The following is a 20,909-nucleotide window of genomic DNA, read 5'->3' as shown; positions in this document are numbered from 1 at the left end:
CGGTGAGCCGAGGCTCACCATATCCGCGCTTCCGAGCATTGGTCTACATCGATGTCGTCACATCGGTCACCGGCCGACGAGCGCCTCCGCCGCGTATTCGACGTACTCGTGCAGGCCGTACGCCAGGCCCAGCGCCAGCCCGGTCGCGGTCACCACAGCGGTGACGAGCCCGGCGGCGGCGAGCCGCGGGCGCCGCCCCTCCGGTCCGGCCGGCGCCGGTTCCAGCAGGGCCCGGACCCGCAGGGGCACCGGCCCCGTGCTCACGGACAGCGGCCGGACGGCGGGCGCGCCGGGTCCGGCCGCGCCGACCAGGGCGGCGCGGGCGATCGCGGTCGCGGCGAGCCTCCGGTCGGACACCGAGCGGGCGGCCGCCTCGTCGGCCCACCGCTCGAGGTGGAACTCCAGGCCGGTGCGCAGCCGTGCGAGGGCCGGGTGGACGGCGGCGGCGAGGTCGGCGGCCACCGAGAACAGGTGGTGGCGCCCGCGGAGGTGGGCCCGCTCGTGCGCGAGCAGGACCGCGCGCTCCGGCGCCGCCAGAGATTCGAGCATGCCCTCCGTCACGACCACGCGACCGGCCCGCCCCCGGTGGCCCGGCAAGGCGAAGGCCTCCGCCTCCGCTCCCGGTACGACGAGCACATCGCCCTCCGCCGTCGCCCCGGCGGTCAGCCGCCACGCCCGCGACAGCACGGCGCGGTGGCGGCGCACGGCCCGTACCAGCCGGACGGCCTGTACGACGAGCACTGCCCCGGCGACGCCCGCGACGGGAAGCACCGCCGGCCAGTGCCTGGTCACCCCGGTGAGCGGCAGCTGTTCGAGGCCCGCCAGGAACGGCACGTGGAGGAGGGCGACCAGCACCGCGACGGTGCCGCCCGCCAGCAGGGCCGCCGCGCCGGCGAGGGCCAGGGCGGCTTCGCGCGGCGCGAGCAGCCGTGCGAGCCGGGACGCCGCGGGCACGGCGGCCCAGGGCAGCAGAACGGCCAGGGCGACGACCACCAGGACCGGCGTCATCCCTCGTCCGCCCGCTCCGCGTCCTCCGCCGCGGCGTCCTCCGCCGCAGCCGATTCCTCAGCCGCGTCCCCAGCCAAGTCCTCCGCCACCGGGTCCTGTTCGCCCTCGGCGGCGAGCAGCAGGCTTCGCAGCACGTCCTCGTCGTCCGCGGACAGGGAGGACACGAACCGCTTCAGGACGAGATCCCGCTGCGGTTCCTTCTCAAGCTCCCGGCGCATCCGCCCCGCGGCCAGACCGGCGGCGTCCGCCACCGGCGCGTAGGCGAAGGAACGCCCCGGGCGCGTCCGGTCGAGCGTGCCCTTCTCGTGCAGACGGGCGAGGATCGTCGCCACGGTCGTCCGGGCGAGGTCCTGCCGCAGCGCGCCCTTCACCTCCTGGGCGGTCATCGGCTCGGCCGACGCCCACAGCACCGCCAGGACGTCCGCGACCAGCTCCCCGTGCGGACGCCTCGCCTCCTGCCTGCCCCTCACCATCTCGCTCCCTGTTCCCGCCCTGTTCCGACGCGCTCGACCGGCACCCCAGCCCACCGGCAAGGCCGACGGCCCCGGCCGCCCGGACCGGCACGGCGAAGACAGCGCGCGTCCGGTGTGGGTGAGGTGTGCCCGGTCGACTCTACGCGGACCGTCGGCGCACGCCGCAAGCCAGTCGGCCCCGGCCGCGACCGGCCGCGGCGGCGACCGGCTCCGGCCGGACCAGGTGGTCCGGGTGGACCAGGTGGTCCGGGTGGGCGGCAACGCGGGGCGGGCGGTTCACACGCGGACCGCGCCGGGGCGGTGCTCCGCGCAGAACCACCCCCCGGGATAGAGCCGGGCGCCCCGTCCGCAGGCCGCTCCCCGGCCCGCCGAACAGGCCTCGCGCCGGACCGGGGCGAGCTCCGGGCGCAGGATCCGCGCGGGAGCGGCCGTCGGCTCGGGGAACCAGATCGCCTCGCCGCTGTCCCGCACCTTCAGGGTCGCGAACTGCCGCTGCCGCCGCACGGCCCGGTCGGCCCGGTCGGCCCGGTCGACGGCGCAGCGGGTGTCCCGACGGGAGTGGGAGCGCGGACCGAAGGCGGTGGAGCGGTGTGCCGCCGGTCCCCGGTCGACGGCATCGGCATCGGCATCGACATCGGCATCCGACTCGTCGGCCGGTGTGAGCGTGCCACCGCTGTCGAGAAAGGCCTCGCGGTCCTCGGCCGAGGACCAGAAACGGTGCACACCCCGGGCCGCCCGCACGGTGAGCGGCACGCAGCGCCCGGCGGCGATGTCGCGGACGAGGTCGTCGAACTGCCGCGGCCGCGGCCCCCACCGCGCGTGGCGGCGCCCGCAACTGCCCTGCCTGCGGACGGGACACGGTGTCGGCATGCGGTCGCAGAGTTCCAGGGTGAGGGCCCGCACGCCGCCGCGGACCAGCAGGTCGCGCTCCGCGCGCACGGCGGCCGCGGGCAGGTCGTCCGTCCTCGTCCAGTGGACCGCGTCGATCAGCGGGGACCGCGGGTCCACCGTGTGCCAGACCGCCGTGATGCCGTCGGCCCGGGCGGCGGCGTCACGGCTGCGGGCGCTCGCTGCGGAAAGGTACGACACCTGTGGTTCGAACCCGTACCGCTGTCCACCGGCGCCGGTGACCAGGACGTCGGTGCGCCGCCTGCCGGTCGGGTCGACCGCCCCCACCTCGGCGGTGTGGCCGGCGCTCTCGGCCGCGCGGACGTACCGCTCCCGGTAGGCCTCGCGCACATCGCTCCCGCCGGACGGGCGGCGGTGCGGATTGTGGTGCGCGGCGATCCGCAGGCCCTGCCGCTCGAAGACGTACATCCAGGCCCGGGCACCGCGGGCGGCCCGGCAGTCCGGGCAGTGGAGTCCGCGCTGGTCGACCGGCCTGCGGTCACCGATCAGCCGCTCCCACAGGCCGGGGTGCGCGGGGTGCCCGAGGTCGTCGCGGTCCAGGTCGAGGGGGGCATTGACGAGAGCACAGAAAACGGGGTTGCGTTTGGAGGTTTCGCTGTCGAAATCATCCATGGCATCTCTTTCTCTGCCTTCGGCTACCGGGGTAGGCTCGGGTGAAAGGGTCCGCTGCTGCCATTCCAACGCGCGAACACCCTCGGGACTCCCGGATTTCGATCTCCCGCCGACAATCGGCCTGATGTGCGCGGGGGTTCGCCGTGGATTCGTCGGGGATTCGGTTGCCCGATCCGCTCCGGTCCCGGGAATGCGGTAATTCCCCGTACTTGCCCGATATTCACCGCGCCGGAAATCGGCCACCCCGGCCACGCCTGCCACCCCTGCCACCACGGTGAACGGGCACGGCCGCAACCCGTCGTCGAGTAGTCCTCCCGACGGAGGGCGGATCCGACCGCGGGGTGACGGACGGCACCGGCCCCCGCCCGTATCGTCGGAGGCATGAGCCGAGCCCTGCATCTCTCCGGCTACCTGCTGGCCTTCGACACCCGGTCCCAGTCCCTCCAGGACCGCACCCGTGCCGGTTTCCTGGTCCGTGCCGCCACCCTGGCCGAACTCGCCCACCGGGGCGCCCTCGCCGAGGACGGATCGGGGCATGTCCGGGTCCTCTCCGCCGACCCCACGGGGGACGGCGTCCTGGACGCGCTGCTCGCCGAGGCGGGCGGCACGTCACGCAGTTGGAAGGCCTGGATCCGGCGCGACCGCGAGGACACCCTGGACGCCGTCGAGCAGCGACTCGCGATGCTCGGCGTGCTGACCGTCTCGGACCGCGCCCCCCACGGCCCGGTCGTACCGCGGCGGCCGGTGGCGATGGACGACCCGCGCGAGGCGCTGGACCTCCAGGCGCGGGTGGCGGAGCTGGTCCGCGGCGGCACCCCGGCCGCCGAGGCTCCGTTCGCGGACGCGGTACTCGCCGCCCTGGCCGCCCACGGGCACCTGCGACTGGTGCTCTCCCGCCACGACCGGAAGGCGCACGCCGACCGCGTCACCGCCCTCACCGACCGCCTCGCCAGCACCGCGCCCGGCCTGGCCCGCGCGGTGTCCGGGCTGAACCTGACGATGATCGCCGCCCAGGGCGGCATGGGCGGCGGCTGACCGACCGCGGCGGCACAGGGGTGGCAGTGCGGTCGCCACCGATGGCGCGGGTGACGCTGCCGTCGGTCCGGCCGAGGGCGCGCCGGTCGCACGTGATGCCGTAGGCCACGGGCGAACCGCTCCCGGTGCGGGCCGGCGTTCCTGGTCCGGCCGACGGTAGGTCGCGCGCCCCCGCCCGCTCGCCTCCTCGCCCACTCGTCCACTCACCCGCATGTAGGACGTGCCACTGGAAGGCAGGGGAAAACCGCTCGCGAGCGCCGGGACGACGGCGCCGCCCGCCCGTGGCCGGAGGACCGGTCCGTCCTGTGCTGGTGGCTGCCCACGTTCTGGGGTGCCCCCGAGGATCCGGAGCCGGACCCGGGCCGGTCGGTGCTGATCGACGTGGGTGGGGTCCGCGACGAGCGGGGCCTCCATGCGGTCCTGCAGCGGGAGCTCGGCTTCCCTTCGTTCTACGGCAGGAACTGGAACGCCTTCCGGGACGCGGTCACGGCCTGGTCGTCCTCCCCGCCGAGCTCCGGTTCACCGGCTGGACCGCCCTGGAGCGCCGTGTCCCGCGTTCGGCTGCCGCACTGCGGGAGCAGCTGGAGCGGTACCGGGATGCCTTCGGACGCTGCGTCGTCCACTACGACGGCGTGCCCGGCGGATCGCACGAAACCGGTGCGGGTCCGCCCGCCGGGTGCGGGGGCGCCGAGGACGACTGAGGCCCGGTCCGCAGGTCCGCGTCAATCTCCTCAGGGCGTTCCGGCGTCGGACAGCCTCCGCCCGTCGCCACAAAGCCACAGGTCAGGCGGGTGGTTCGGGCACCCGGCGGCCGGCCGCGGGCGGCGTGGCGTGCGTCTCATCACAGGCGCGGCCAAGTTCGTTTCCGTCTCAATGTGGTGGGATGTGCGCACACAAGGTGATGACCGTTGGACAGGGGGTGTTCCATGCGGAACGGACTGTTCGGGCTCGGGCCCGATGCGGGGGCTGCGGATCTGGTGGCCGTGGGGCTGGTCCGGCTGGCCGTGGAGGAGCGGCTGGGGCTCGCGGAGGGCGCGCCGCCGTGGCTGGGGCAGATGCGGGCCGCCTCGTTCGCGGACGCCTGGCTGGCGTTCGCCGACCCGGCCGCGCCGGGGCTGCGGGTGCCCGCCGAGACGGTGTTGCGGGCGGTGGTGCTGCGGGCGGGCGAGCTGGCGCTCCGGCGCGAGGACGGGGACGGTCCGGCGGCGCTGGAGCGGCTGGGGCGGGAGTCGGCCGGGGCCCGGGAGTGGGCGGACCTCACGGAGGTCTCGCACCCGGCCGAGCCGGACGCGCTCGTGCTGGTCTGGTACGGGGTGAAGACGGCGATGGCCGGTGCCGATCCGGTGGCGGCGGCCGAACGGGAGACCCTCGGCGCCTGCATCCTCGACCGTGCCCGGGCCTACGTCCGTGAGCACCGACGCCGCCAGGACATGCTCGCGCTCGTCCTGGCCTGCGCCCGTTCGGCGGCGACGACGCTCACGGATCTCAGCGACGGCGACCGGGACCGGGCGCTGGCGGTCCTCGACGAGCACGCCGCACGGCACATGGCGCCCGGCGCCCCGGTGCCGCTGTGGGTCCCGGGACGGCCGGGCCAGCTCGCGGGCTGAGCGGGGCGCGGCAGGTGAGCCCTGCCGGACGCCGGGCACAGGACGCCCGACGTCGGACGCCGGACGCAGGCCCCGGGGCTCAGGCGCCGAACGCAGGCCCCGGGACTCAGGCGCCGGCGCCGCGCGCGAAGGCGTACTGCTCCTCGGTGACCGGCTCCAGCCAGGTGGTCTCCGGGCTGCCGTCCTCGGTGCCCTCCCACGTGGCCAGGTGTTCCATGGAGCCGTCCGGCGCCGCGCCGTGCCAGTGCTCCTCCCCCGGCGGGCAGACCACCAGTTCGCCCGGCCGGGCCGCGAAGACCGCGCCGTCGCGGGTGCCGATCAGGGCGGTCCCGGAGACCACGTGCAGGCTCTGGCCCAGCGCATGGGAGTGCCAGTGGGTGCGTGCCCCGGGCGCGAAGCGGACCAGGTTGGCGCGCTTCCGGGACGGCACCCCACCGGGATGGACCACGTCCCACCACACCTCGCCGGTGAACCACGCGGCCGGGGCCCTGCCGGTGGCCGCGGGCCGGGCGAACTCCATGATCATGTTCTCCAGAGGGGCGTGCCGAAGGTAATCCGCCGTTCGCACCGCCGTCGTCCGCACCCGCCGCCGGTCGCGCCACGACGCTCGCACGCCGCAAGGCCGCCGAAAAGGGGACACCTCCGTCACCCGCCGTTTTCACCGGGGGAGAAAACTCTCCCTCCCACCGGACTTGCCGCAGGCACCGGCGCCCGGGCACGCTGCTCGCTGCTCCCTGTGCTCGCCGTGCTTGCTGTGCCGCTCTGCTAGCTGCCGATCCCGTCCCCGGCATGGGCGGCCGCTGCCAGACTGGGGGCGTGAGCACCCCAGGCAGCCGCCCGAAGGAACTCGGCGCTTTCCTCCGCACCCGCCGGGCCGAGCTGACCCCCCGACAGGTCGGGCTGCCGTCCGACGGCGCGCCGAGGCGGGTCGCGGGGCTGCGCCGCGCGGAGGTCGCGCGACTGGCGTCGATCAGCACCGACTACTACACCCGCATCGAGCAGGGCCGGATGCCCGCCTCCACCCCCGTTCTGGAGGCCCTCGCCCGGGCCCTGCGCCTCTCCCCCGACCAACGGGCCTATCTGCTCGGCCTGGCCGGACGGCCGCCGGCCGATCCCCCGGCCCGCGCCACGGCGGAGGTCACCGAGCACAATCGCCGGCTGCTCGCCCAGCTCGCCACCGGACCGGCCCTCGTCCTGACCCGCACCATGGACGTGCTCGCCTGGAACCCTCCGGCCGCCGCACTGCTCACCGACTTCGGCCGCCACCCGGCCCGGGACCGCAACTACGTGTGGCTGCTCTTCAACGACCCGGTGCTGCGCTCCCGCTACCGCGACTGGGCGGACGGCGCCCGCGGCTGCGTGGCCCATCTGCGGATGCACTCGGCCCGCCGCCCGGACGACCCGCGGCTGCACCGGCTGCTCGCGCGGATGGCCGACCACGTCGACTTCCAGCGCTGGTGGCAGGCCCGCGAGGTCGCCGTCCAGGCGTCCGGGAACAAGCGGTTCCGGCACCCGCTGGTCGGTGACCTCACCCTGGACTGGGACACCCTGACCAGCGCCACGGCGCCGGACCAGCACATCGTGGTCTGGACCGCCGAGCCCGGCAGCGCCTCCGAGGACCGGCTGCACGCCCTCGCCGCGCGCGGCGGGGTCACCGCATCCCAGAATCCGGCCGCTCCCCCGAACCCTGCCACTTCCCCGAATCCGGCCACTTCCCCGAATCCGGCCGCTCCCCCGCGTCCGGCCGCTTCCCCCGACCCCGGCCACTCCCTCGATCCCGCCCACTGACACGCGCCACGCCGCGCCCGGACCGGCCCGAGGCGCACCGCCGCCCCGGCCGGGGTGCCCGGCCGGGGCGGTGGCGGCTGCCCGGTCAGCCCTGGGGGCAGCGCTTCCACGCGAAGTGGTAGACGGTGTTGATGCTGCCGTCGGTGGAGTCCATCGTCATGAAGCTGGTGGTCCTGGTCGGGTCCGAGCTGCCGGCGGCCACCCGGAGCTCGGTGTTGATGTTGAAGTTGCGCAGTTCGCCGCACGGCGCCCAGACCAGGGCCTCGACCGCGACGGTGTCGGTCGCCTGCCAGCTGTCGTCGAGTGCGCCGCTGAAGCTGTGACTGGAGTAGGTGGTCTGCGGCGACCCCTGGAAGTAGTAGTTGGCACGCTGGACGGCGGTCGCGCCCTTCTCCAGGTGGGCGAAGCCCCGGTAGTCGGCGGCGGCGACGGCGTACGTGAAGCCCTGCGGGACGTGCACGTTCAGGTTGAGCTGACAGTTCTTGCGGAAGTCCGTCGGCTTGGAGCCGAGGCCGACCTGCGCCACGTAGTTGCTGTAGGTGACCGTGAACGCGGTGTTGTCCGGGGACACGGCGACCGCGGCCGTCCCGGCCGGGCAGCCGGAGCCGTTCACGGTGGCCACGGAGATGACGATCTTGTCCGGCGGCGGGGTGTCCCACCCGGTGGCGAAGGCGGTACCGGCGCTGCCGACCGTGCCGGCGAGGGCCGTGCCGAGCAGGGCCGCGGCGGCGGAGCCGGCGGCCAGGGTGCGAAGGGACATGGGCGATTCCTCCCTCTCGCCCGTCGGCTCCGGGCCGCACCCCCTCGTGCGGGACCACCGACGAGCTTGACGCGTCCATGTCAGCACGTGCTTCCGGCCCCGTACAGCGGCGCGGCAGAGCGCACACCGGGGCGCCCTGGCGGACGCCTCCCGCCCGGCGCGCGCGGTACGCCCCGGGGCGCGCGCCACCCGCACGCCCGTCGGACCAATCGCCCGTCGGACCAATCGCCCGTCGGGCCACTCGCCTCGCGGACCACTCGCCTTCGCGCCCGGGCACCGGTCGCCCCGGCCCTGCCGCCGCCCGGCCCGGCCGGGTCTGGCCTGGCCGGTCCGACGGCAGGAGCCGTCGTCACGCTCCGGTGTCGCCCCCGATCGACAGCACCTCGGCGGTGGTCCGACCGCCGGGAGCGTCGTACTCGACGGTCTCGCCGACCCTGCGGCCGAGCAGGACCTGACCGAGCGGGCTGTCGTCGGTCACCAGCTCCGGGTCCAGCTCCTCGGCCAGTTCGCCGATCCGCACGGTCAACTCGGCGGCGTCCGCGAAGCGGAGAGTCACCGTGCTGCCGACGCCGACCGTCTCGGTGCTCGGCGCACCGGCGACCGCCGCCTCACGCAGGCGGCCCTCGATCACGATGATCCGGTCGTCCAACCGGTCGAGAATGTCGGCCCGTTGCAGTTCGTCGGCCTGGTCGGCCCGGTCGCCGACCTCCTCGCCGCCCCGCAGCGTGGCGGCGACGGCCTCGCGCTCCGTGCGCAGGTCGGCCAGGTCCCGCTCCAGCGCGGCACGGCCGGCGTCGCTGATGGGTTCGGGTACACCGGTCATTCCGGCCTCCCTGGTCGAGCCGCCCGATCGGGCGGCACAGGCTGATTCCGGCAATCCGAACATAACAGGACTCCTCGGTGCCCGGCTCGGCGACAAGGTCGCCCCTGATCGGTAACGACTTGCCCGTCCGTCTTCCCGCACCCGTCGGATGATCGGTAGAACAGCCGTACCACCACCTCCGAGGCAGGGAACCAGCCAGGATGAGCACCAACGGCCCCACCGGGTACGGCCAGAACGAGAACCCGTACGACGGGTCCAACCCCTACGGACAGCAGAACCCCTACGGCGGTCAGCAGCCCCCGTCGGGCCAGCAGCCTCCCTGCGGCCAGCAGGCGCCGTACGACCAGCAGGCGTACATGCAGGAGGCCCCGTACGGGCAGCCGGGCTACGGCGTCCCCCCGCAGCAGCCCTACGGCCAGCAGCCGCAGGCCGGTCTGCCGCACTGGCTCGGCCAGCCCGTCGGGTACGGCGGCGCCCCGGTGCCCGGCTCCCGTCAGCTCGCGCCGATCGGCGAGCGGCTGGTCGCCCGGCTGATCGACGTCGCCGTGCTCATCGTCCCGACCCTGCTGGTCTTCGCGGCCCTCGGCGCCTCGATCCTCTACTACGTCGTGGCTGGCCTGCTCTCGTTCGGCTACGAGGCGGCGATGCTGCTCACCCAGGGCGGCCAGACGGTCGGCAAGAAGGTGATGAAGCTGCGGGTCGTGGACCTCGGGCACGGCGGGAAGCCGGCCGAGAACGCGCTGCTGACCCGCGCCGCCGTGTACACGCTGCCCAACGCGGTCTACTGCATCGGCTCCCTCTTCGCGCTCGTCAACGTCCTGTGGCCGCTGTGGGACAAGCCGCTCCAGCAGGCCCTGCACGACAAGGCGGCCAAGACCGTGGTGGTCAAGGAGTCCTGAGCCGCGGCGTCCCGCGGCATCCCGCGGACGCCCCCGGCCGGAGGTCGGGACGGGCACCGGACCGGTCCTCGTCCGGTGGCCCGCCCGACGTCCGGTCGCGGAACCACCTGCCGACGTCCGGCCCCGGAACCACCTGCCCGACGTCCGGTCCCGGTGCGATCCACCACCGGACCCGGGGCCCTCGGTAGGTGACGCCGCGTCGGACCGGCGGCCCGGACGGCGGTCCGTGGACACAGCTCGGCCCGGAACGTCAACATTTACATTCCTCCCGCGTCCTCGCATAGTGGCAGGCCGAACCCGAGAGGAGCGCTGCCTTGCCGCAGGTCGAGGACAACGTGGTACACCAAGTGGAGCTGGAGCGGGCGGAGGTGGCCGCCGTCGTGGCGCTGTTCGACGAGCGGCTCGCCGACACCCGGGCGCGGCTCGTCGGGACACTCGCCGAGCAGCCGGACGGCGCCACCGAGGCGTACGAGAGGGACCTGGCCGCCGAACAGCTCGCCCGGGAGGTGCGGCGCCTCGAAGGGGCCGAGGGCGGCCTGGTGTTCGGCCGGATCGACCTGGCCGACGGCACGGCGCTGCGGATCGGCCGGCTGAGCCTCCAGCGCGAGGAGGACGAACTGCCCGCCCTGGTCGACTGGCGCGCCGACGCCGCCCGCGCGTTCTACGAGGCGACGCCCGTGCATCCGATGGGGCTGCGCCGGCGCCGCCACCTGCGGCTGACGGAGCGCACGGTGGTCGGGGTGAGCGACGAGCTGCTCGACGGTTCCGAACCCACCGCGGAGGACGTGGTCGGCGACGGCCCGCTCGCGGCAGCGCTCCAGGCCCGCCGGACCGGCCGGATGGGCACCGCGGTGGCCACCCTCCAGACCGAGCAGGACGCGATCGTCCGCTCCCAGCACCGCGGCGTCACCGTGGTCCAGGGCGGCCCCGGCACCGGGAAGACGGTGGTCGCACTGCACCGCGCCGCCTACGTGCTCTACGCCTTCCCGAAGGCCGCCGAGCGGGGCGTGCTGGTACTGGGGCCCAACGCCCGTTTCCTGGACTACATTTCGCAGGTGCTGCCGTCGCTCGGCGAGAGCGAGGTCGTGCTCGCGACCTGCGCCGAACTGGCCGCTCCGGACCGGTACCACGCGACCGGACGGGCGGCGGACCGGAACGGCGCGACGGACCGCGCGACGGGACGGGCGGCCGACCGGGACCGTGCGACGGACCGGACGAGCGGGACCGCCGCGGCGGGGCCCGGCGCCGCCGTCGAGCGGCCGGAGGCGGCCAGACTCAAGGGCGACGTCGCGCTGGTCGGCGCCCTGGCCGCGACGGTGCGCGAACGGCAGGCCCCCGGTGGTGAGTTCGCCGTGCGGGTCGGACAGGACGACGTCCGTCTGGGCGAGGCGGAGGTCGCCCGGACCCGTGACGCCGCACTGCTGGGCGGGCTCCCGCACCACCGGGCGCGCGGGCTGTTCAAGGAGATGCTGGTCGACGCGGTGACCAGGAACCTGGCGCTCGAGGCCGCCGAGACACTGGAGCGGATCGACGCCGAGGTGGCCGAGCTGACCGGCCTCGACCTCGACCGGGCCACGGCGGCCGACCTGCGCAACCTGGGCATCGAGGCCGATCCGGGGGCCGGCGGGGCGGAGTTCGACGCGGACGCGATGCGGGCGGCCCTGCTCGACGACGACCTGGTCGAGCGCACGGTCGAGGGGCTGTGGCCGCACCTCGCACCCGCCGAGGTCGTGGACGCCCTGCTCGGGGACCTCGGCACGCTGGCCGCGCGGCTGCCGGGGTTCACCGCCCAGGAGCACCGCGTCCTGCTGCGGACCCCGGGCTCGCCCTGGACCGACGCGGACCTGCCGCTGCTGGACGAGGCGGCCGCGCTGCTGGACGGCCCGCCCGCACGGACCTTCGGCCACGTGGTGGTGGACGAGGCGCAGGAGTTCACCGCGCTCCAGTGGCGCACGGTCCTGCGCCGGTGCCCGGCCCGGTCGATGACCCTGGTCGGCGACTTCGCCCAGGCCGGCCCGGCCACGACGGCGCGCGGCTGGCACGAGGCGCTGGACCCGCACCTCGGCGGCCGGTTCGACCTGCGCACCCTGACCGTCAGCTACCGGACCACCGAGGAGATCCTCGCCACCACCCGCGAGCTGCTGGCCCGGATCGCGCCGGACCAGGCCCCGATCGGCTCGATCCGGCACGGCGAGGAGCCCCGCAGCCGCGACACCTCGGCCGCCGGACTGACGGACACGCTGCTCGCCGAACTGCGCGAGCAGTCGGCCGCCCACCCCGGCGAACTCATCGGCGTGGTCTGCCCGGACGGCTCGGTGGAGGCGCTGACGGCGGCGGGCGCGGACCGGTACGCCCGGCTCGTCCCGGCCTCCGAGGCCCGCGGCCTGGAGTTCGACACCGCCGTCGTGCTCGACCCCGGGGCGATCGCCTCGGCCCGGTCCGGCGGCGACCGCGACCTGTACGTCGCGCTCACCCGGGCCACCAAGCGGCTGTGCACGATCGTGGTGCGCGGGGACTGACCTGGCCTCCGGGCCCCGGGGGTGGCGGGCGGGTCACCCGCCACCCCCGGGTTCCCGGGACCCCGTCCCCGGTCAGGCGCGGTAGGCGAGCAGCCCCATCATCCCGGCCTCGCCGTGGTAGGCGTTGTGGCAGTGCGTCATCCACCGCCCCGGGTTGTCCGCCTCGAAGTCGCAGACCACTGTCCGCCCGGGCAGCACGATCACGGTGTCCTTGCGCGGGCCGTCGTCACCCACCTGGAAGGTGTGGCCGTGCAGGTGCATGGGGTGCCACATGTCGGTGCGGTTGACGAACTCCAGCCGCACCCGCTCGCCGGCGCCGACCAGGAACGGGCGCGCGGCCGGGTCGGCCATGTCGAAGCGACGGCCGTTCAGCGCCCAGTCGTACTTCGCCATCCCGCCGGTCAGTTCGATCCGGTGGGTGCGGTCGGGCGTCCGCCGCGGCAGTCCCGCCTCGTCCGCCGCCTTCAGGTCGGTTGCGGCGAGCAGCCGGCCGTTCAGCTCGGCGGGGCGGAACCCGGCGGCCGGCGCCTCGCCCGCACCCGTGCGGACCAGGGCCCGCCCGGCGGCGTCCTTCCCCTCGGCGAGCGCGGTCAGCGGGAAGACGCCGTCCTGGAGGGTGACCAGGACGTCGTAGCGTTCACCCATCCCGACCAGCAGGGCGTCCACCTCCTCGTGGCGGACCGGGTAGCCGTCGGTGTGGGTCACGGTCAGCCGGTGGCCGCCCAGGGCGAGGCGGTAGGCGGTGTCGGCGCCCGCGTTGACGATCCGCAGCCGCATCCGCCGGCCCGGTGCCGACCGGTACACCTCGGGGTCGGCGGCGATCCGGCCGTTCACCAGGTGGTGCGGGTGACGGACGTCCCCGGCGTCGCCGCCGAGCAGTGGGCTGGTGGCGCCCATCAGCATGAACGACCCGCTGCCGCCACTGCCGTTGGCGGACATGCTCTGACCCGCCATGCTGTGTCCACCCATGTCGTGGCCACCGGAGCCACCACCCCCGCCCATCCCCTTGCGGAGCTCGGCGAAGGCCTGGTCCGGCGTGCCGGTGACACCGTCCAGCCAGTCGTCCAGCACGACCACCCACTCCTCGTCGTACCCGAGCGGCTCGTTCGGGTCCTCGACGATCAGCGGCGCGTACAGGCCCCGGTCGAGCTGCACCCCGACGTGCGGGTGGAACCAGTAGGTGCCCGGCCGGTCGGTGACGAAGCGGTAGGCGAAGCTGCCGCCCGGCGCGACCGGCCGCATGGTGACCGGGGGCACGCCGTCCATGTCGTTGCGCAGCGCGAGGCCGTGCCAGTGGAGGGAGGTCGGGTCGGGCAGGTGGTTGTTGAGGGTGGCGACCAGGGTGTCCCCCGCCGTGGTGCGGACCGGGGTGCCCGGGAGGGCCCCGAAGGTCCAGGTCCGGGCGGTGGTTCCGCCGCCCAGGTCGACGGTGTCGGCCGTCGCGGTGACGGTCACGGGACGCTCCCGGCCGGTGCCGCCCCGGGCGGCCTCCGCCCGGGCGACGGGGCTGCCGGAGGGCTCGACGAGCGGCGGCGGCGCGAGACGGTCCGAACAGGCGGCGAGCAGGCCGGCGCCGGCGGCGCCGAGGCCGGCGAGCAGGAGGGAACGACGATTGACGGTGAACTCGGGCATGAGGTCTCTCGGTTGTGTGCGCGCGTGGCGGCACGGCTGTCGCCCGTGCCGGTGGACGGGACCGCTCGGCGGCGGGGCGGAAGCTTCCGGCTCCCGGCCGCCGAGGGGCGCCTATCTGCGCGCGACGGAGAGAACGTCGAGGTCGGGGGGCGGGGCGCCCGGCCAGGGCAGGCCGGGGTGGGCGAGGGCCGGACGCGGCGCCGGGTCGGGGTGGCCGGGTGCGGCGAGGGCGACGGCGGGCGGGGCGGCGGGGGCCGCGCCGCGCACGGGCACGGTCGAGGAGCAGACCCGGTGTTCGGCGCAGGCCCGGACGGGGTCACTGACGACGGCAGCGCCGTGTGCCACCTGGCCGTGCGCCGCGTTACCGGGCGCCGCGTGATCGTGTGCCACCGCGCCGTGTGCCACGACAGCGGGGGCGTGCGAGGTCGGCACCACTCCCGCCGGCAGGCTGTGGTGGCCGATCAGCCCGAGGGCCGTCAGCACGAGCACCACGACGGCCGCCCCCGTCCACCGCCGGCGGTTCCGGTCCGGACGCCCGGCCACCCCGCTACGGGCGGCGGGCCCGCGGAGGGAGACTTCGGCGTCCGGGCGGCGGCACATGGCCGTCACCATACCCCACCCCGGTATATGAGCGCCGTAAGTCCGACCCACGGATTCCCGCGACTCTCAGGCGCTCTCCGCCGACCAGGTCACCATCGGCGGACGGACCGCCGCACACAGCGGCAACCCCTTGACGTCCGTCAGCCCGAGCCGGCCCACCAGCCGCCCGGCAGCCACCGCCTCCTCGAGCACCCGCCCGTCCACCCCGTCGAACATCAGCTTCGCCCGCCGGAACATGGTGAACCCCTCGTCCGGGTCGACGTTCCCCCACACCAGGTAGACGAACCGCTGCCCCGGCCGCCCCTGGATGTAGGGGCCCTTGAGGTCGATCCCCTCACCCAGCGGGCTCGCCGTGCACTCCAGCGTCCAGGTGGCCGAGGCCGCGTCGCCGGGGTGGAGGCCGATCAACTCCCCGGGCCGCTCGCGCCGCTGCACGGCCACCTGCACGTCGAGGAGATCGGGAGCCCCCGGCCCGCCGGGGCAGGTACGGCCGGGAAGGTCGACTGCTTCGATTCGGATCTGCACGGAGACAGTCTCCCCGCCCCACCCTCCCCCGCGCATCTTCCATCGGAAGGGACTTCCGGAAGCCAGCCTCCCGACCGGAGGTGAGCGCTCGTACATGGTGATCATCGGCGGTGGCGCCGGAATGCACCACAGCCGTCCGATCCGATCCATCGGCTTCGACAAGGGTTCGAGGTCCCTCTGGGGCGTGGCCCTCGGTCGGAGCAGGCTCCGCTGCTCGTGCCACGGTCTGCGCCACCGGTGGGGGTGGGCAGAGGCGGTGACAAGCCGGCGGACGGAAGCGGTGGTGCGTATTCCTACAAGCTCCGTGCCCGTTCGGTACGGCAGGCTGATCCGGGCAGGGTGGCACCGGTCAGGCCGCCGCCCTCGACCGTCATTCCACCGCCCATGGGGAGCAACCATGAAGAGGTACCCGCGCGTCGTCGTCGGCGCCGTGGCCGCCGCCGCCTGTACCGCCGCCCTCTCCGGGACCGCCGTCGCGACGTCCCCCGCCGCCGGAGCAGCCGTGCCCGCCTGGGCCGCCAACGCCCCGGCTCCGTTGCCGGGCTTCCATCTGATCCTGCCCGACAGCCCCGAGGCCGCTGCCGCCCGGACGGCCCTGGAGACCTTCCGCTTCAGGAACCGTCATTCCAACCTCTGCCTGGAGATCCGAGGCGACTCCACCGCCAACGGGGCCGCCGCCAACCAGTGGGCGTGCAACGGCTCGGCCACCCAGGCGTGGATCAGTGGGAACAACCCGCAAGGCGGCTTCAAGTTCACCAACGCCAACTCGGGCAAGTGCCTGGAGATCCGTGGCGACTCGACCGCCAACGGGGCCGCCGCCAACCAGTGGGCGTGCAACGGCTCAAGGACGCAGGGCTGGTACTGGTACGGCAACAGCGACGGCTCCATGTACTTCCGGAACGTCAACTCGGGCAAGTGCCTGGAGATCCTCAGCTGGCGCACCGGCAACGGCGACCCGGCCGGACAGTGGGACTGCCACTACGGCAACAACCAGCTCTGGTTCGAGGCCTGACAATCCCGGAGCACCGGGCGGGCCGACCCGACCGGCCCCGGGGTGCGACCCCACCGACGAGATCCACGGACGACCGCCCGCCCGTCACGGAGGGCCGCCGGACCGTGCGCCCGGCGGCCCCTCCCGCCCCGTCGGCCACCTCCCCCGAAGGCGCCTGACTCCTGTCAGGCGCCCTCGGCGTTGACGGGCGGGCCGCCCCGGTCCTCCTGCACTCCGTGACCACGTCCTGGTCGGAGGCCCCCGGAGGGTCAGAGTTCCCAGAGCCCCTTGGCGAGGGTGACCAGGCCGCCGGCCAGGGCCAGGGTCAGCACCAGCAAGCGGGCGGGGCGTTCGGGTACGCGGTCCGAGAGGAAGCGGCCGACGGCGGCGCCGAGCACGATGCCGGCCCCGGTCGTCGACCAGGCGGGAGCGGCCAGGTGCGGGACTCCCTTGGCGGCGATGGAGAAGACGTTGACCACCACTCCGTAGATCTGCGCGTTGGGCACGAACTCGCGGGCGGTCCAGCCGGTGTTGACCGCGTAGAGCGAGACGGCCGGGCCGCCGACGCCGGCGGCGGAGTTCATGAACCCGCTCGCGGCGCCCGCCGCCACCGCGCCCCGGACGCCGCGCAGCGAGGAGGCCCGGATGCCGCGGATCACCAGCAGGGCCGCCGCCGTGACCAGCAGTCCGATGCCGATCAGCAGGGCCGGCGGGGGCACCCGGTCCGCGACCCAGGCCCCCATCGGGACGGCGCAGGCGGCGGCCGCCATCAACGGCAGCATCCGGCCGAGCCGGACCTGCCGCCAGCTGCCGGCCAGGCCGATGGCGCTGATGGCGCAGGACGCGCAGTTGGACAGGGTCACCCCGTCACCGGGACCCAGCAGCAGGACGAGCGCCGGGCCGCAGACGAGTGCGAAGCCCATGCCGGCCAGCCGCTGCACGGACGATCCCACCAGCACCAGCAGCCCCAGCAGTACCGCAGCACCCCAGCCGTCAGCCACGTTTCCCCCTTCTCCCCTGTGCAGCCAGCCAACCGCATGCCAGGGCGGCGCAGCTCACCGGGTTCCCCGTTGGACCCCCACGAACTACTACAGGTCTGTAGAGTTGCGATCGACGACCCGCACGCAGCCAGCAGCAGCCAGCAGGGGGAGACATGGCAGACCGTCCGGACCCGGACCTTCGCATCGACCCGGCCGACGGAGCCGGGTGGCAGCCGCCGGAGCACGAGGTCGAGCCGGCGTACCAACCGGTCCAGATCAACCGGGCCGACGGCAGCTGGACGGTGGGCCGGATCAACGGCTGGTGGCGGCCGTCGGCCGGTGGACGGGCCTGGTGCCGGGTCCGGGCGCTGGGCCGGGGCGAGGCTCCGACGTGGGTGCTGTTCGATCCCGAGCGCCTGCTGCTGCTCCCGGCCTGCGGCACCTGAACCGGCGGCCGCGCGGCAGCCCGGCACGGTCCGACCGGAACCACCTTCCAACACCGCCCCGATGATCTTGCTCTGCCCATAGCATGATCCGCACAACAGATCATCAATTGACAGGCGGGGAGAGGGACATGACCGTCAAGGTCGCAGTCATCCACTACAGCTCCACGGGCACCGTGCACGCGCTCGCGCAGGCGGTTGTCGAAGGAGCGGCCTCCACCGGGGCCGAGGTCCGGCTGCGGCGGGTCGCCGAACTGGCGCCCGACAAGGCGATAGACAGCAACCCGCGCTGGCGGCAGCACGCCGACGCCACCGCGTCCCTGGAAGAGGCCACCCTCGACGACCTGGCGTGGGCGGACGCGTACGCGTTCGGCACGCCCTCGCGCTTCGGCGCGCCGGCGGCGCAGCTCAAGCAGTTCATCGACCAGGCCAGCGGGCTCTGGCAGGAGGGGTTGCTGGCGGACAAGCCGGTGACGGTCTTCACCGCCGCGTACAACCGGCACGGCGGCAGCGAGGCCACGATCCTGTCGCTGTCCAACGTCTTCTACCACTGGGGCGCACTGATCGTCCCGCCCGGTTACACCGACCCGGTCGTGTTCGCGGCCGGCGGCAACCCGTACGGCACCTCCTCGACCGGCGACTCCGAGGACGGTCCCGACCCCTCCACCCTGGCCGCGGCCCGCTACCAGGGCGAACGCCTGGCCCGCACCACCCTCCGCCTCCGCGCGGGCACCCTGGCCCTCGCCACCCCCGACGCCCTCGACGGCGCGGACGGCGAACTCCGCGCCAACAGCGCTCCCTCGCACTGAGGCTCGCCCGGAGCGACCGGGGCCGCCGCCATCGGGCGGCGGCCCCTCGCGGGTAACGTCAGGCTTCCGGACGCCGCGCCGCGGTGGAACGGCGGGGGCGCGGCGGGCGGGGGGCGGCTCCGTGGAAGGCCGTGGTGAGGTGGTGGCGGCCGAGGGCGGCGACGCCGTCGGCGGCGACGGCGGCCCAGGTGGTGCGGCCGGCCGGGGCGAGGGCGTCCGGGGCGAGCCGCCAGCCCGGCGGGAGGGGGGCACCGGCCCGGACCGCCGCGAGCAGGGGTTCCGCCCGGGCGGCCGGGCGCCAGTAGGGGCCCATTGGGCCCAGCGGGTCGGGCGGTGTGCCGAAGCGGCCGAGGACGAAGGCCGCGAGTGACGGCAGCAGGGCGGCGAGCAGCAGGGCGAGGCCGCCGTTCGTGCCGACGGCCGCGGCGACCCGGATCGTCCCCACCGCGAGGAGGATCAGCAGCGGAACCACCAGCCACGTCGGCAGCAGCAGCGGACGGCCCCGGTCGGGGCCGGTGTCGCCGCCGACGATCAGGCCCCGGGCGCGCAGGTCCCGCTCCAGCCGACAGGCCGGCGCGCTGGTGCCGAAGGCGGACCGCGGTGCGCCGAGCCATCCGGTGCCGGACGGTCCCAGCGCGGCGAGCAGGACCGCCTCCACCTCGTCCCGCGGGCGGGGCCGGACCACCCGGACCATGCCGTGCCGGTCGATCTCCACCCGCGCGTCCAGGAGCATCCGGGCCAGCGCCGTCTCCGCGACCCGCCAGACCCCGCCGGCCAGCAGGGCGAGCTCGTGCAGCGTCAGTTCCTCGCCGTCCGGGGGCACTCGGCCCGCCGTCCGGCCCCGCGGTCCGCGCACGACCACCACCCCGCCCCGTCGACCGGCGCGCCCTCGGCGCCGACGCCCGCCAGAGTATCCGGGCCCGGTTCCGCATCGGCGGGCAGCCGCTGGGGTACACGGACCGTTCGGGGGTGGGTCCCCTCCGCCCTTCCGGTCCTCCCGGGCCGCCCGACGACGTACGGAGTCCGCGTGCAGGCAGCGCCCACCGATCCGAGCGTCCCCGACGCCTTCCTCACCCCCGTCGGCCAGGTCTTCCGGCGCAGCCACCTCGGGCCACCGCCCGAACTCGACGCCGACGTCTGGACACTGAGCGTCGAGGGCCTGGTGGACCGGCCGCTGCGGCTGGACCTCCCGGCCCTGGGCCGACTGCCGCGCACGGACCTCACGGCCTTCCACGAGTGCTTCGGCGACCCCGCCCGCCCGGAGGTGCCGACCCGCGCGGTCGCCAACCTGGCCTGGTCCGGGGTGCGGCTGTCCGCCGTGCTGGACCTGGCGGGTGTGCGCCCGCAGGCCCGTCACATCTGGCTGGAGGGTGCCGACCGGGGCGCGTTCGCGGGCGAGCAGGGCCTGACCTATCTCAAGGACCTGCCGCTGGACCTGGCCCGCGCGGAGGTGCTGCTCGCCGACACCGTGAACGGCGCGCCGCTGCCCAGGGAGCACGGGTTCCCGGTGCGGGCGGTGGTGCCCCGGTACTTCGGCACCAACTCGGTCAAGTGGCTGACCCGTGTCGTGCTCGCCGACCACCGGCCCGAACACCTCTTCACCACCCGGTTGTACACCCGGGTCCCGCCGGGCGGCGGCGCGGCCCGTCCGGTGCGGGAGGTCGAGGTCAACAGCAGGCTGGTCGGGGCGCGCGACGGGGACGCCGTCCCGGCCGGGCCGTTCCAGGTCACCGGCCGGGCCTGGGGCTTCGACCCGGTGGTCGCGGTGGAGGTCGCCGTCGACGACGGCGGCTGGCGCCCGGCCCGGCTGGAGTCGCGCGGCCCGCAACCGGTCTGGCAGCGGTTCACCCTGCCGTGCGCGCTGGCTCCGGGCCGGCACCTGATCCGCTGCCGGGCCACCGACGCCCGGGGTCGCGTACAGCCGCCCGGCGGCGCGCGGAACGCCGTGCACGGGATAGAGGTGGTGGCCCGTTGAGTCCCCGCCGACTCCCGGGAGGCACCCCGGGGGCACCCCGCTCAGAGGCGCCCCCGCTCAGAGGCGCATCAGCCCGGCGGCGGTCGGCCGGAATCCGCACTGCCCGTAGAAGGACTCCAGGTGCGGTTCGTAGTCGACGTGCAGCCACTGCGCGCCGGACGCCCTCGCCTCCTCGGCGGCCGCCCGGACCAGCCGTGTCCCGAGCCCGTGCCGGCGCTCGTCCGGGTGCACGGTGGTGTCCAGGACGAAGGCGTGCGCACCGCCGTCGCCGACGACGTTGACGAATCCGACCAGCCGGTTCCCCCGGCGGGCCGCGATCCAGGTCAGGCTGCGGGCCAGCATCGGCGCGAAGGAGACCGGGCTGTGGGCCGGCCAGGACGCGCCGAACAGCTCGTTGAGCTCGGTGTCCGTCAGCTCGGGACGCACCACCAACACCTCGTCGTCGGCCTGCGACGAATCACTGATCATCATGCGGGGCAGCCTGTCATGCGTCCGCGCCCGTGATCGCCCCGAGGCCCGCG

General features: G+C 75.1%; 21 protein-coding genes and 1 pseudogene. 10 read left to right on the top strand and 12 right to left on the bottom strand.

Annotated features, from left to right (window positions below):
* Positions 1 to 66 precede the first annotated feature (66 nt).
* The 3 genes from BLU95_RS37660 to BLU95_RS37650 all read right to left on the bottom strand — a co-directional run bounded on the left by BLU95_RS37660 (position 67) and on the right by BLU95_RS37650 (position 3,002).
* Positions 67 to 1,008: a M56 family metallopeptidase gene (locus BLU95_RS37660; RefSeq protein ID WP_093863949.1), complete on the bottom strand. Its 942-nt coding sequence runs from the start codon at positions 1,006 to 1,008 to the stop codon at positions 67 to 69.
* A complete protein-coding gene (locus BLU95_RS37655) occupies positions 1,005 to 1,481 on the bottom strand; it encodes a BlaI/MecI/CopY family transcriptional regulator (protein ID WP_093863948.1) in 477 nt (158 codons plus the stop codon). The genes BLU95_RS37660 and BLU95_RS37655 overlap by 4 nt, the downstream gene beginning before the upstream one ends.
* 276 nt (positions 1,482 to 1,757) lie before the next feature.
* Entirely contained in the window at positions 1,758 to 3,002 is a 1,245-nt protein-coding gene (locus BLU95_RS37650) for a hypothetical protein (protein ID WP_093863947.1), read from the bottom strand.
* 381 nt (positions 3,003 to 3,383) lie between these two features.
* Between BLU95_RS37650 and BLU95_RS37645 the strand changes: the two genes are divergently transcribed.
* The 3 genes and pseudogenes from BLU95_RS37645 to BLU95_RS37635 all read left to right on the top strand — a co-directional run bounded on the left by BLU95_RS37645 (position 3,384) and on the right by BLU95_RS37635 (position 5,644).
* A complete protein-coding gene (locus BLU95_RS37645; RefSeq protein WP_093863946.1) occupies positions 3,384 to 4,037 on the top strand; it encodes a GOLPH3/VPS74 family protein in 654 nt (217 codons plus the stop codon).
* A 369-nt stretch (positions 4,038 to 4,406) separates the two neighbouring features.
* A pseudogene (locus BLU95_RS45700) lies at positions 4,407 to 4,481 on the top strand (barstar family protein); the annotation flags it as partial.
* Between the two features lie 482 nt (positions 4,482 to 4,963).
* Positions 4,964 to 5,644 carry a hypothetical protein gene (locus BLU95_RS37635; protein ID WP_093863945.1) on the top strand — a complete coding sequence of 227 codons (681 nt, stop codon included), beginning with the start codon at positions 4,964 to 4,966 and terminating at the stop codon, positions 5,642 to 5,644.
* Between the two features lie 106 nt (positions 5,645 to 5,750).
* Here the strand turns inward: BLU95_RS37635 and BLU95_RS37630 are convergent, their stop codons facing one another.
* Positions 5,751 to 6,164 (bottom strand): (R)-mandelonitrile lyase, encoded by a 414-nt coding sequence (locus tag BLU95_RS37630; RefSeq protein ID WP_093865425.1) that lies wholly within the window; start codon positions 6,162 to 6,164, stop codon positions 5,751 to 5,753.
* Positions 6,165 to 6,460: 296 nt separating this feature from the next.
* On the opposite strand from BLU95_RS37630, the gene BLU95_RS37625 reads away from it, so the two are divergent.
* Positions 6,461 to 7,432 (top strand): helix-turn-helix domain-containing protein, encoded by a 972-nt coding sequence (locus BLU95_RS37625; RefSeq protein ID WP_231978094.1) that lies wholly within the window; start codon positions 6,461 to 6,463, stop codon positions 7,430 to 7,432.
* An 85-nt stretch (positions 7,433 to 7,517) separates the two neighbouring features.
* On the opposite strand, the gene BLU95_RS37620 is transcribed toward BLU95_RS37625, so the two are convergent.
* Together BLU95_RS37620 and BLU95_RS37615 are read right to left on the bottom strand one after the other, a co-directional pair.
* Complete coding sequence (locus BLU95_RS37620) at positions 7,518 to 8,192, bottom strand: DUF4360 domain-containing protein (RefSeq protein ID WP_093863943.1); 675 nt, start codon at positions 8,190 to 8,192, stop codon at positions 7,518 to 7,520.
* A 349-nt stretch (positions 8,193 to 8,541) separates the two neighbouring features.
* Positions 8,542 to 9,015, bottom strand: coding sequence for a GreA/GreB family elongation factor (locus BLU95_RS37615; protein WP_093863942.1), 474 nt, complete (start codon positions 9,013 to 9,015; stop codon positions 8,542 to 8,544).
* Between the two features lie 200 nt (positions 9,016 to 9,215).
* Here BLU95_RS37615 and BLU95_RS37610 point away from each other — a divergent pair, with 200 nt between their 5' ends.
* Both BLU95_RS37610 and BLU95_RS37605 read left to right on the top strand, forming a co-directional pair.
* Positions 9,216 to 9,914, top strand: a complete 699-nt coding sequence (locus BLU95_RS37610; RefSeq protein WP_093863941.1) for an RDD family protein — start codon at positions 9,216 to 9,218, stop codon at positions 9,912 to 9,914.
* Positions 9,915 to 10,228: 314 nt separating this feature from the next.
* Complete coding sequence (locus tag BLU95_RS37605) at positions 10,229 to 12,433, top strand: HelD family protein (protein WP_231978093.1); 2,205 nt, start codon at positions 10,229 to 10,231, stop codon at positions 12,431 to 12,433.
* Between the two features lie 72 nt (positions 12,434 to 12,505).
* Here the strand turns inward: BLU95_RS37605 and BLU95_RS37600 are convergent, their stop codons facing one another.
* The 3 genes from BLU95_RS37600 to BLU95_RS37590 form a co-directional block, all read right to left on the bottom strand.
* Positions 12,506 to 14,065 (bottom strand): multicopper oxidase family protein, encoded by a 1,560-nt coding sequence (locus BLU95_RS37600; RefSeq protein ID WP_093863940.1) that lies wholly within the window; start codon positions 14,063 to 14,065, stop codon positions 12,506 to 12,508.
* A 111-nt stretch (positions 14,066 to 14,176) separates the two neighbouring features.
* Positions 14,177 to 14,665, bottom strand: a complete 489-nt coding sequence (locus BLU95_RS37595) for a hypothetical protein (protein WP_093863939.1) — start codon at positions 14,663 to 14,665, stop codon at positions 14,177 to 14,179.
* Positions 14,666 to 14,731: 66 nt separating this feature from the next.
* On the bottom strand, positions 14,732 to 15,190 hold the full coding sequence (locus BLU95_RS37590; protein ID WP_093865423.1) for a DUF5990 family protein: 459 nt from the start codon (positions 15,188 to 15,190) through the stop codon (positions 14,732 to 14,734).
* A 397-nt stretch (positions 15,191 to 15,587) separates the two neighbouring features.
* Here BLU95_RS37590 and BLU95_RS37585 point away from each other — a divergent pair, with 397 nt between their 5' ends.
* Entirely contained in the window at positions 15,588 to 16,202 is a 615-nt protein-coding gene (locus tag BLU95_RS37585) for an RICIN domain-containing protein (protein WP_197698667.1), read from the top strand.
* A gap of 248 nt (positions 16,203 to 16,450) precedes the next feature.
* Here BLU95_RS37585 and BLU95_RS37580 read toward each other — a convergent pair whose 3' ends face one another.
* Positions 16,451 to 17,182 (bottom strand): sulfite exporter TauE/SafE family protein, encoded by a 732-nt coding sequence (locus tag BLU95_RS37580; protein WP_173862203.1) that lies wholly within the window; start codon positions 17,180 to 17,182, stop codon positions 16,451 to 16,453.
* Positions 17,183 to 17,334: 152 nt separating this feature from the next.
* On the opposite strand from BLU95_RS37580, the gene BLU95_RS37575 reads away from it, so the two are divergent.
* Together BLU95_RS37575 and wrbA are read left to right on the top strand one after the other, a co-directional pair.
* Complete coding sequence (locus tag BLU95_RS37575) at positions 17,335 to 17,607, top strand: hypothetical protein (RefSeq protein ID WP_093863938.1); 273 nt, start codon at positions 17,335 to 17,337, stop codon at positions 17,605 to 17,607.
* Positions 17,608 to 17,735: 128 nt separating this feature from the next.
* Positions 17,736 to 18,413, top strand: a complete 678-nt coding sequence (wrbA, locus tag BLU95_RS37570; protein ID WP_093863937.1) for an NAD(P)H:quinone oxidoreductase — start codon at positions 17,736 to 17,738, stop codon at positions 18,411 to 18,413.
* A 58-nt stretch (positions 18,414 to 18,471) separates the two neighbouring features.
* Here wrbA and BLU95_RS37565 read toward each other — a convergent pair whose 3' ends face one another.
* Complete coding sequence (locus BLU95_RS37565; protein WP_159425174.1) at positions 18,472 to 19,269, bottom strand: TIGR04222 domain-containing membrane protein; 798 nt, start codon at positions 19,267 to 19,269, stop codon at positions 18,472 to 18,474.
* Between the two features lie 171 nt (positions 19,270 to 19,440).
* Between BLU95_RS37565 and BLU95_RS37560 the strand changes: the two genes are divergently transcribed.
* On the top strand, positions 19,441 to 20,388 hold the full coding sequence (locus tag BLU95_RS37560; RefSeq protein ID WP_159425173.1) for a molybdopterin-dependent oxidoreductase: 948 nt from the start codon (positions 19,441 to 19,443) through the stop codon (positions 20,386 to 20,388).
* Between the two features lie 57 nt (positions 20,389 to 20,445).
* Here BLU95_RS37560 and BLU95_RS37555 read toward each other — a convergent pair whose 3' ends face one another.
* Positions 20,446 to 20,859, bottom strand: a complete 414-nt coding sequence (locus BLU95_RS37555; RefSeq protein WP_093863935.1) for a GNAT family N-acetyltransferase — start codon at positions 20,857 to 20,859, stop codon at positions 20,446 to 20,448.
* Positions 20,860 to 20,909 lie beyond the last annotated feature (50 nt).

This window comes from Streptomyces sp. TLI_053 (genome assembly GCF_900105395.1).
Classification (GTDB): domain Bacteria; phylum Actinomycetota; class Actinomycetes; order Streptomycetales; family Streptomycetaceae; genus Kitasatospora.
The sequence above is the reverse complement of the archived record's forward strand: the minus strand, read 5'-3'. Positions and strand labels throughout refer to the sequence as shown.

Excerpts from the sequence above, each read along its gene's own strand:
- BLU95_RS37660 (WP_093863949.1), bottom strand. The coding sequence starts at position 1,008 with ATGACGCCGGTCCTGGTGGTCGTCGCCCTGGCCGTTCTGCTGCCCTGG.
- BLU95_RS37630 (WP_093865425.1), bottom strand. The coding sequence starts at position 6,164 with ATGGAGTTCGCCCGGCCCGCGGCCACCGGCAGGGCCCCGGCCGCGTGG.
- BLU95_RS37610 (WP_093863941.1), top strand. The coding sequence starts at position 9,216 with ATGAGCACCAACGGCCCCACCGGGTACGGCCAGAACGAGAACCCGTAC.
- BLU95_RS37615 (WP_093863942.1), bottom strand. The coding sequence starts at position 9,015 with ATGACCGGTGTACCCGAACCCATCAGCGACGCCGGCCGTGCCGCGCTG.
- BLU95_RS37585 (WP_197698667.1), top strand. The coding sequence starts at position 15,588 with ATGAAGAGGTACCCGCGCGTCGTCGTCGGCGCCGTGGCCGCCGCCGCC.
- BLU95_RS37595 (WP_093863939.1), bottom strand. The coding sequence starts at position 14,665 with ATGTGCCGCCGCCCGGACGCCGAAGTCTCCCTCCGCGGGCCCGCCGCC.
- BLU95_RS37620 (WP_093863943.1), bottom strand. The coding sequence starts at position 8,192 with ATGTCCCTTCGCACCCTGGCCGCCGGCTCCGCCGCCGCGGCCCTGCTC.
- BLU95_RS37655 (WP_093863948.1), bottom strand. The coding sequence starts at position 1,481 with ATGGTGAGGGGCAGGCAGGAGGCGAGGCGTCCGCACGGGGAGCTGGTC.
- BLU95_RS37650 (WP_093863947.1), bottom strand. The coding sequence starts at position 3,002 with ATGGATGATTTCGACAGCGAAACCTCCAAACGCAACCCCGTTTTCTGT.
- BLU95_RS37600 (WP_093863940.1), bottom strand. The coding sequence starts at position 14,065 with ATGCCCGAGTTCACCGTCAATCGTCGTTCCCTCCTGCTCGCCGGCCTC.
- BLU95_RS37555 (WP_093863935.1), bottom strand. The coding sequence starts at position 20,859 with ATGATGATCAGTGATTCGTCGCAGGCCGACGACGAGGTGTTGGTGGTG.
- wrbA (WP_093863937.1), top strand. The coding sequence starts at position 17,736 with ATGACCGTCAAGGTCGCAGTCATCCACTACAGCTCCACGGGCACCGTG.
- BLU95_RS37635 (WP_093863945.1), top strand. The coding sequence starts at position 4,964 with ATGCGGAACGGACTGTTCGGGCTCGGGCCCGATGCGGGGGCTGCGGAT.
- BLU95_RS37575 (WP_093863938.1), top strand. The coding sequence starts at position 17,335 with ATGGCAGACCGTCCGGACCCGGACCTTCGCATCGACCCGGCCGACGGA.
- BLU95_RS37645 (WP_093863946.1), top strand. The coding sequence starts at position 3,384 with ATGAGCCGAGCCCTGCATCTCTCCGGCTACCTGCTGGCCTTCGACACC.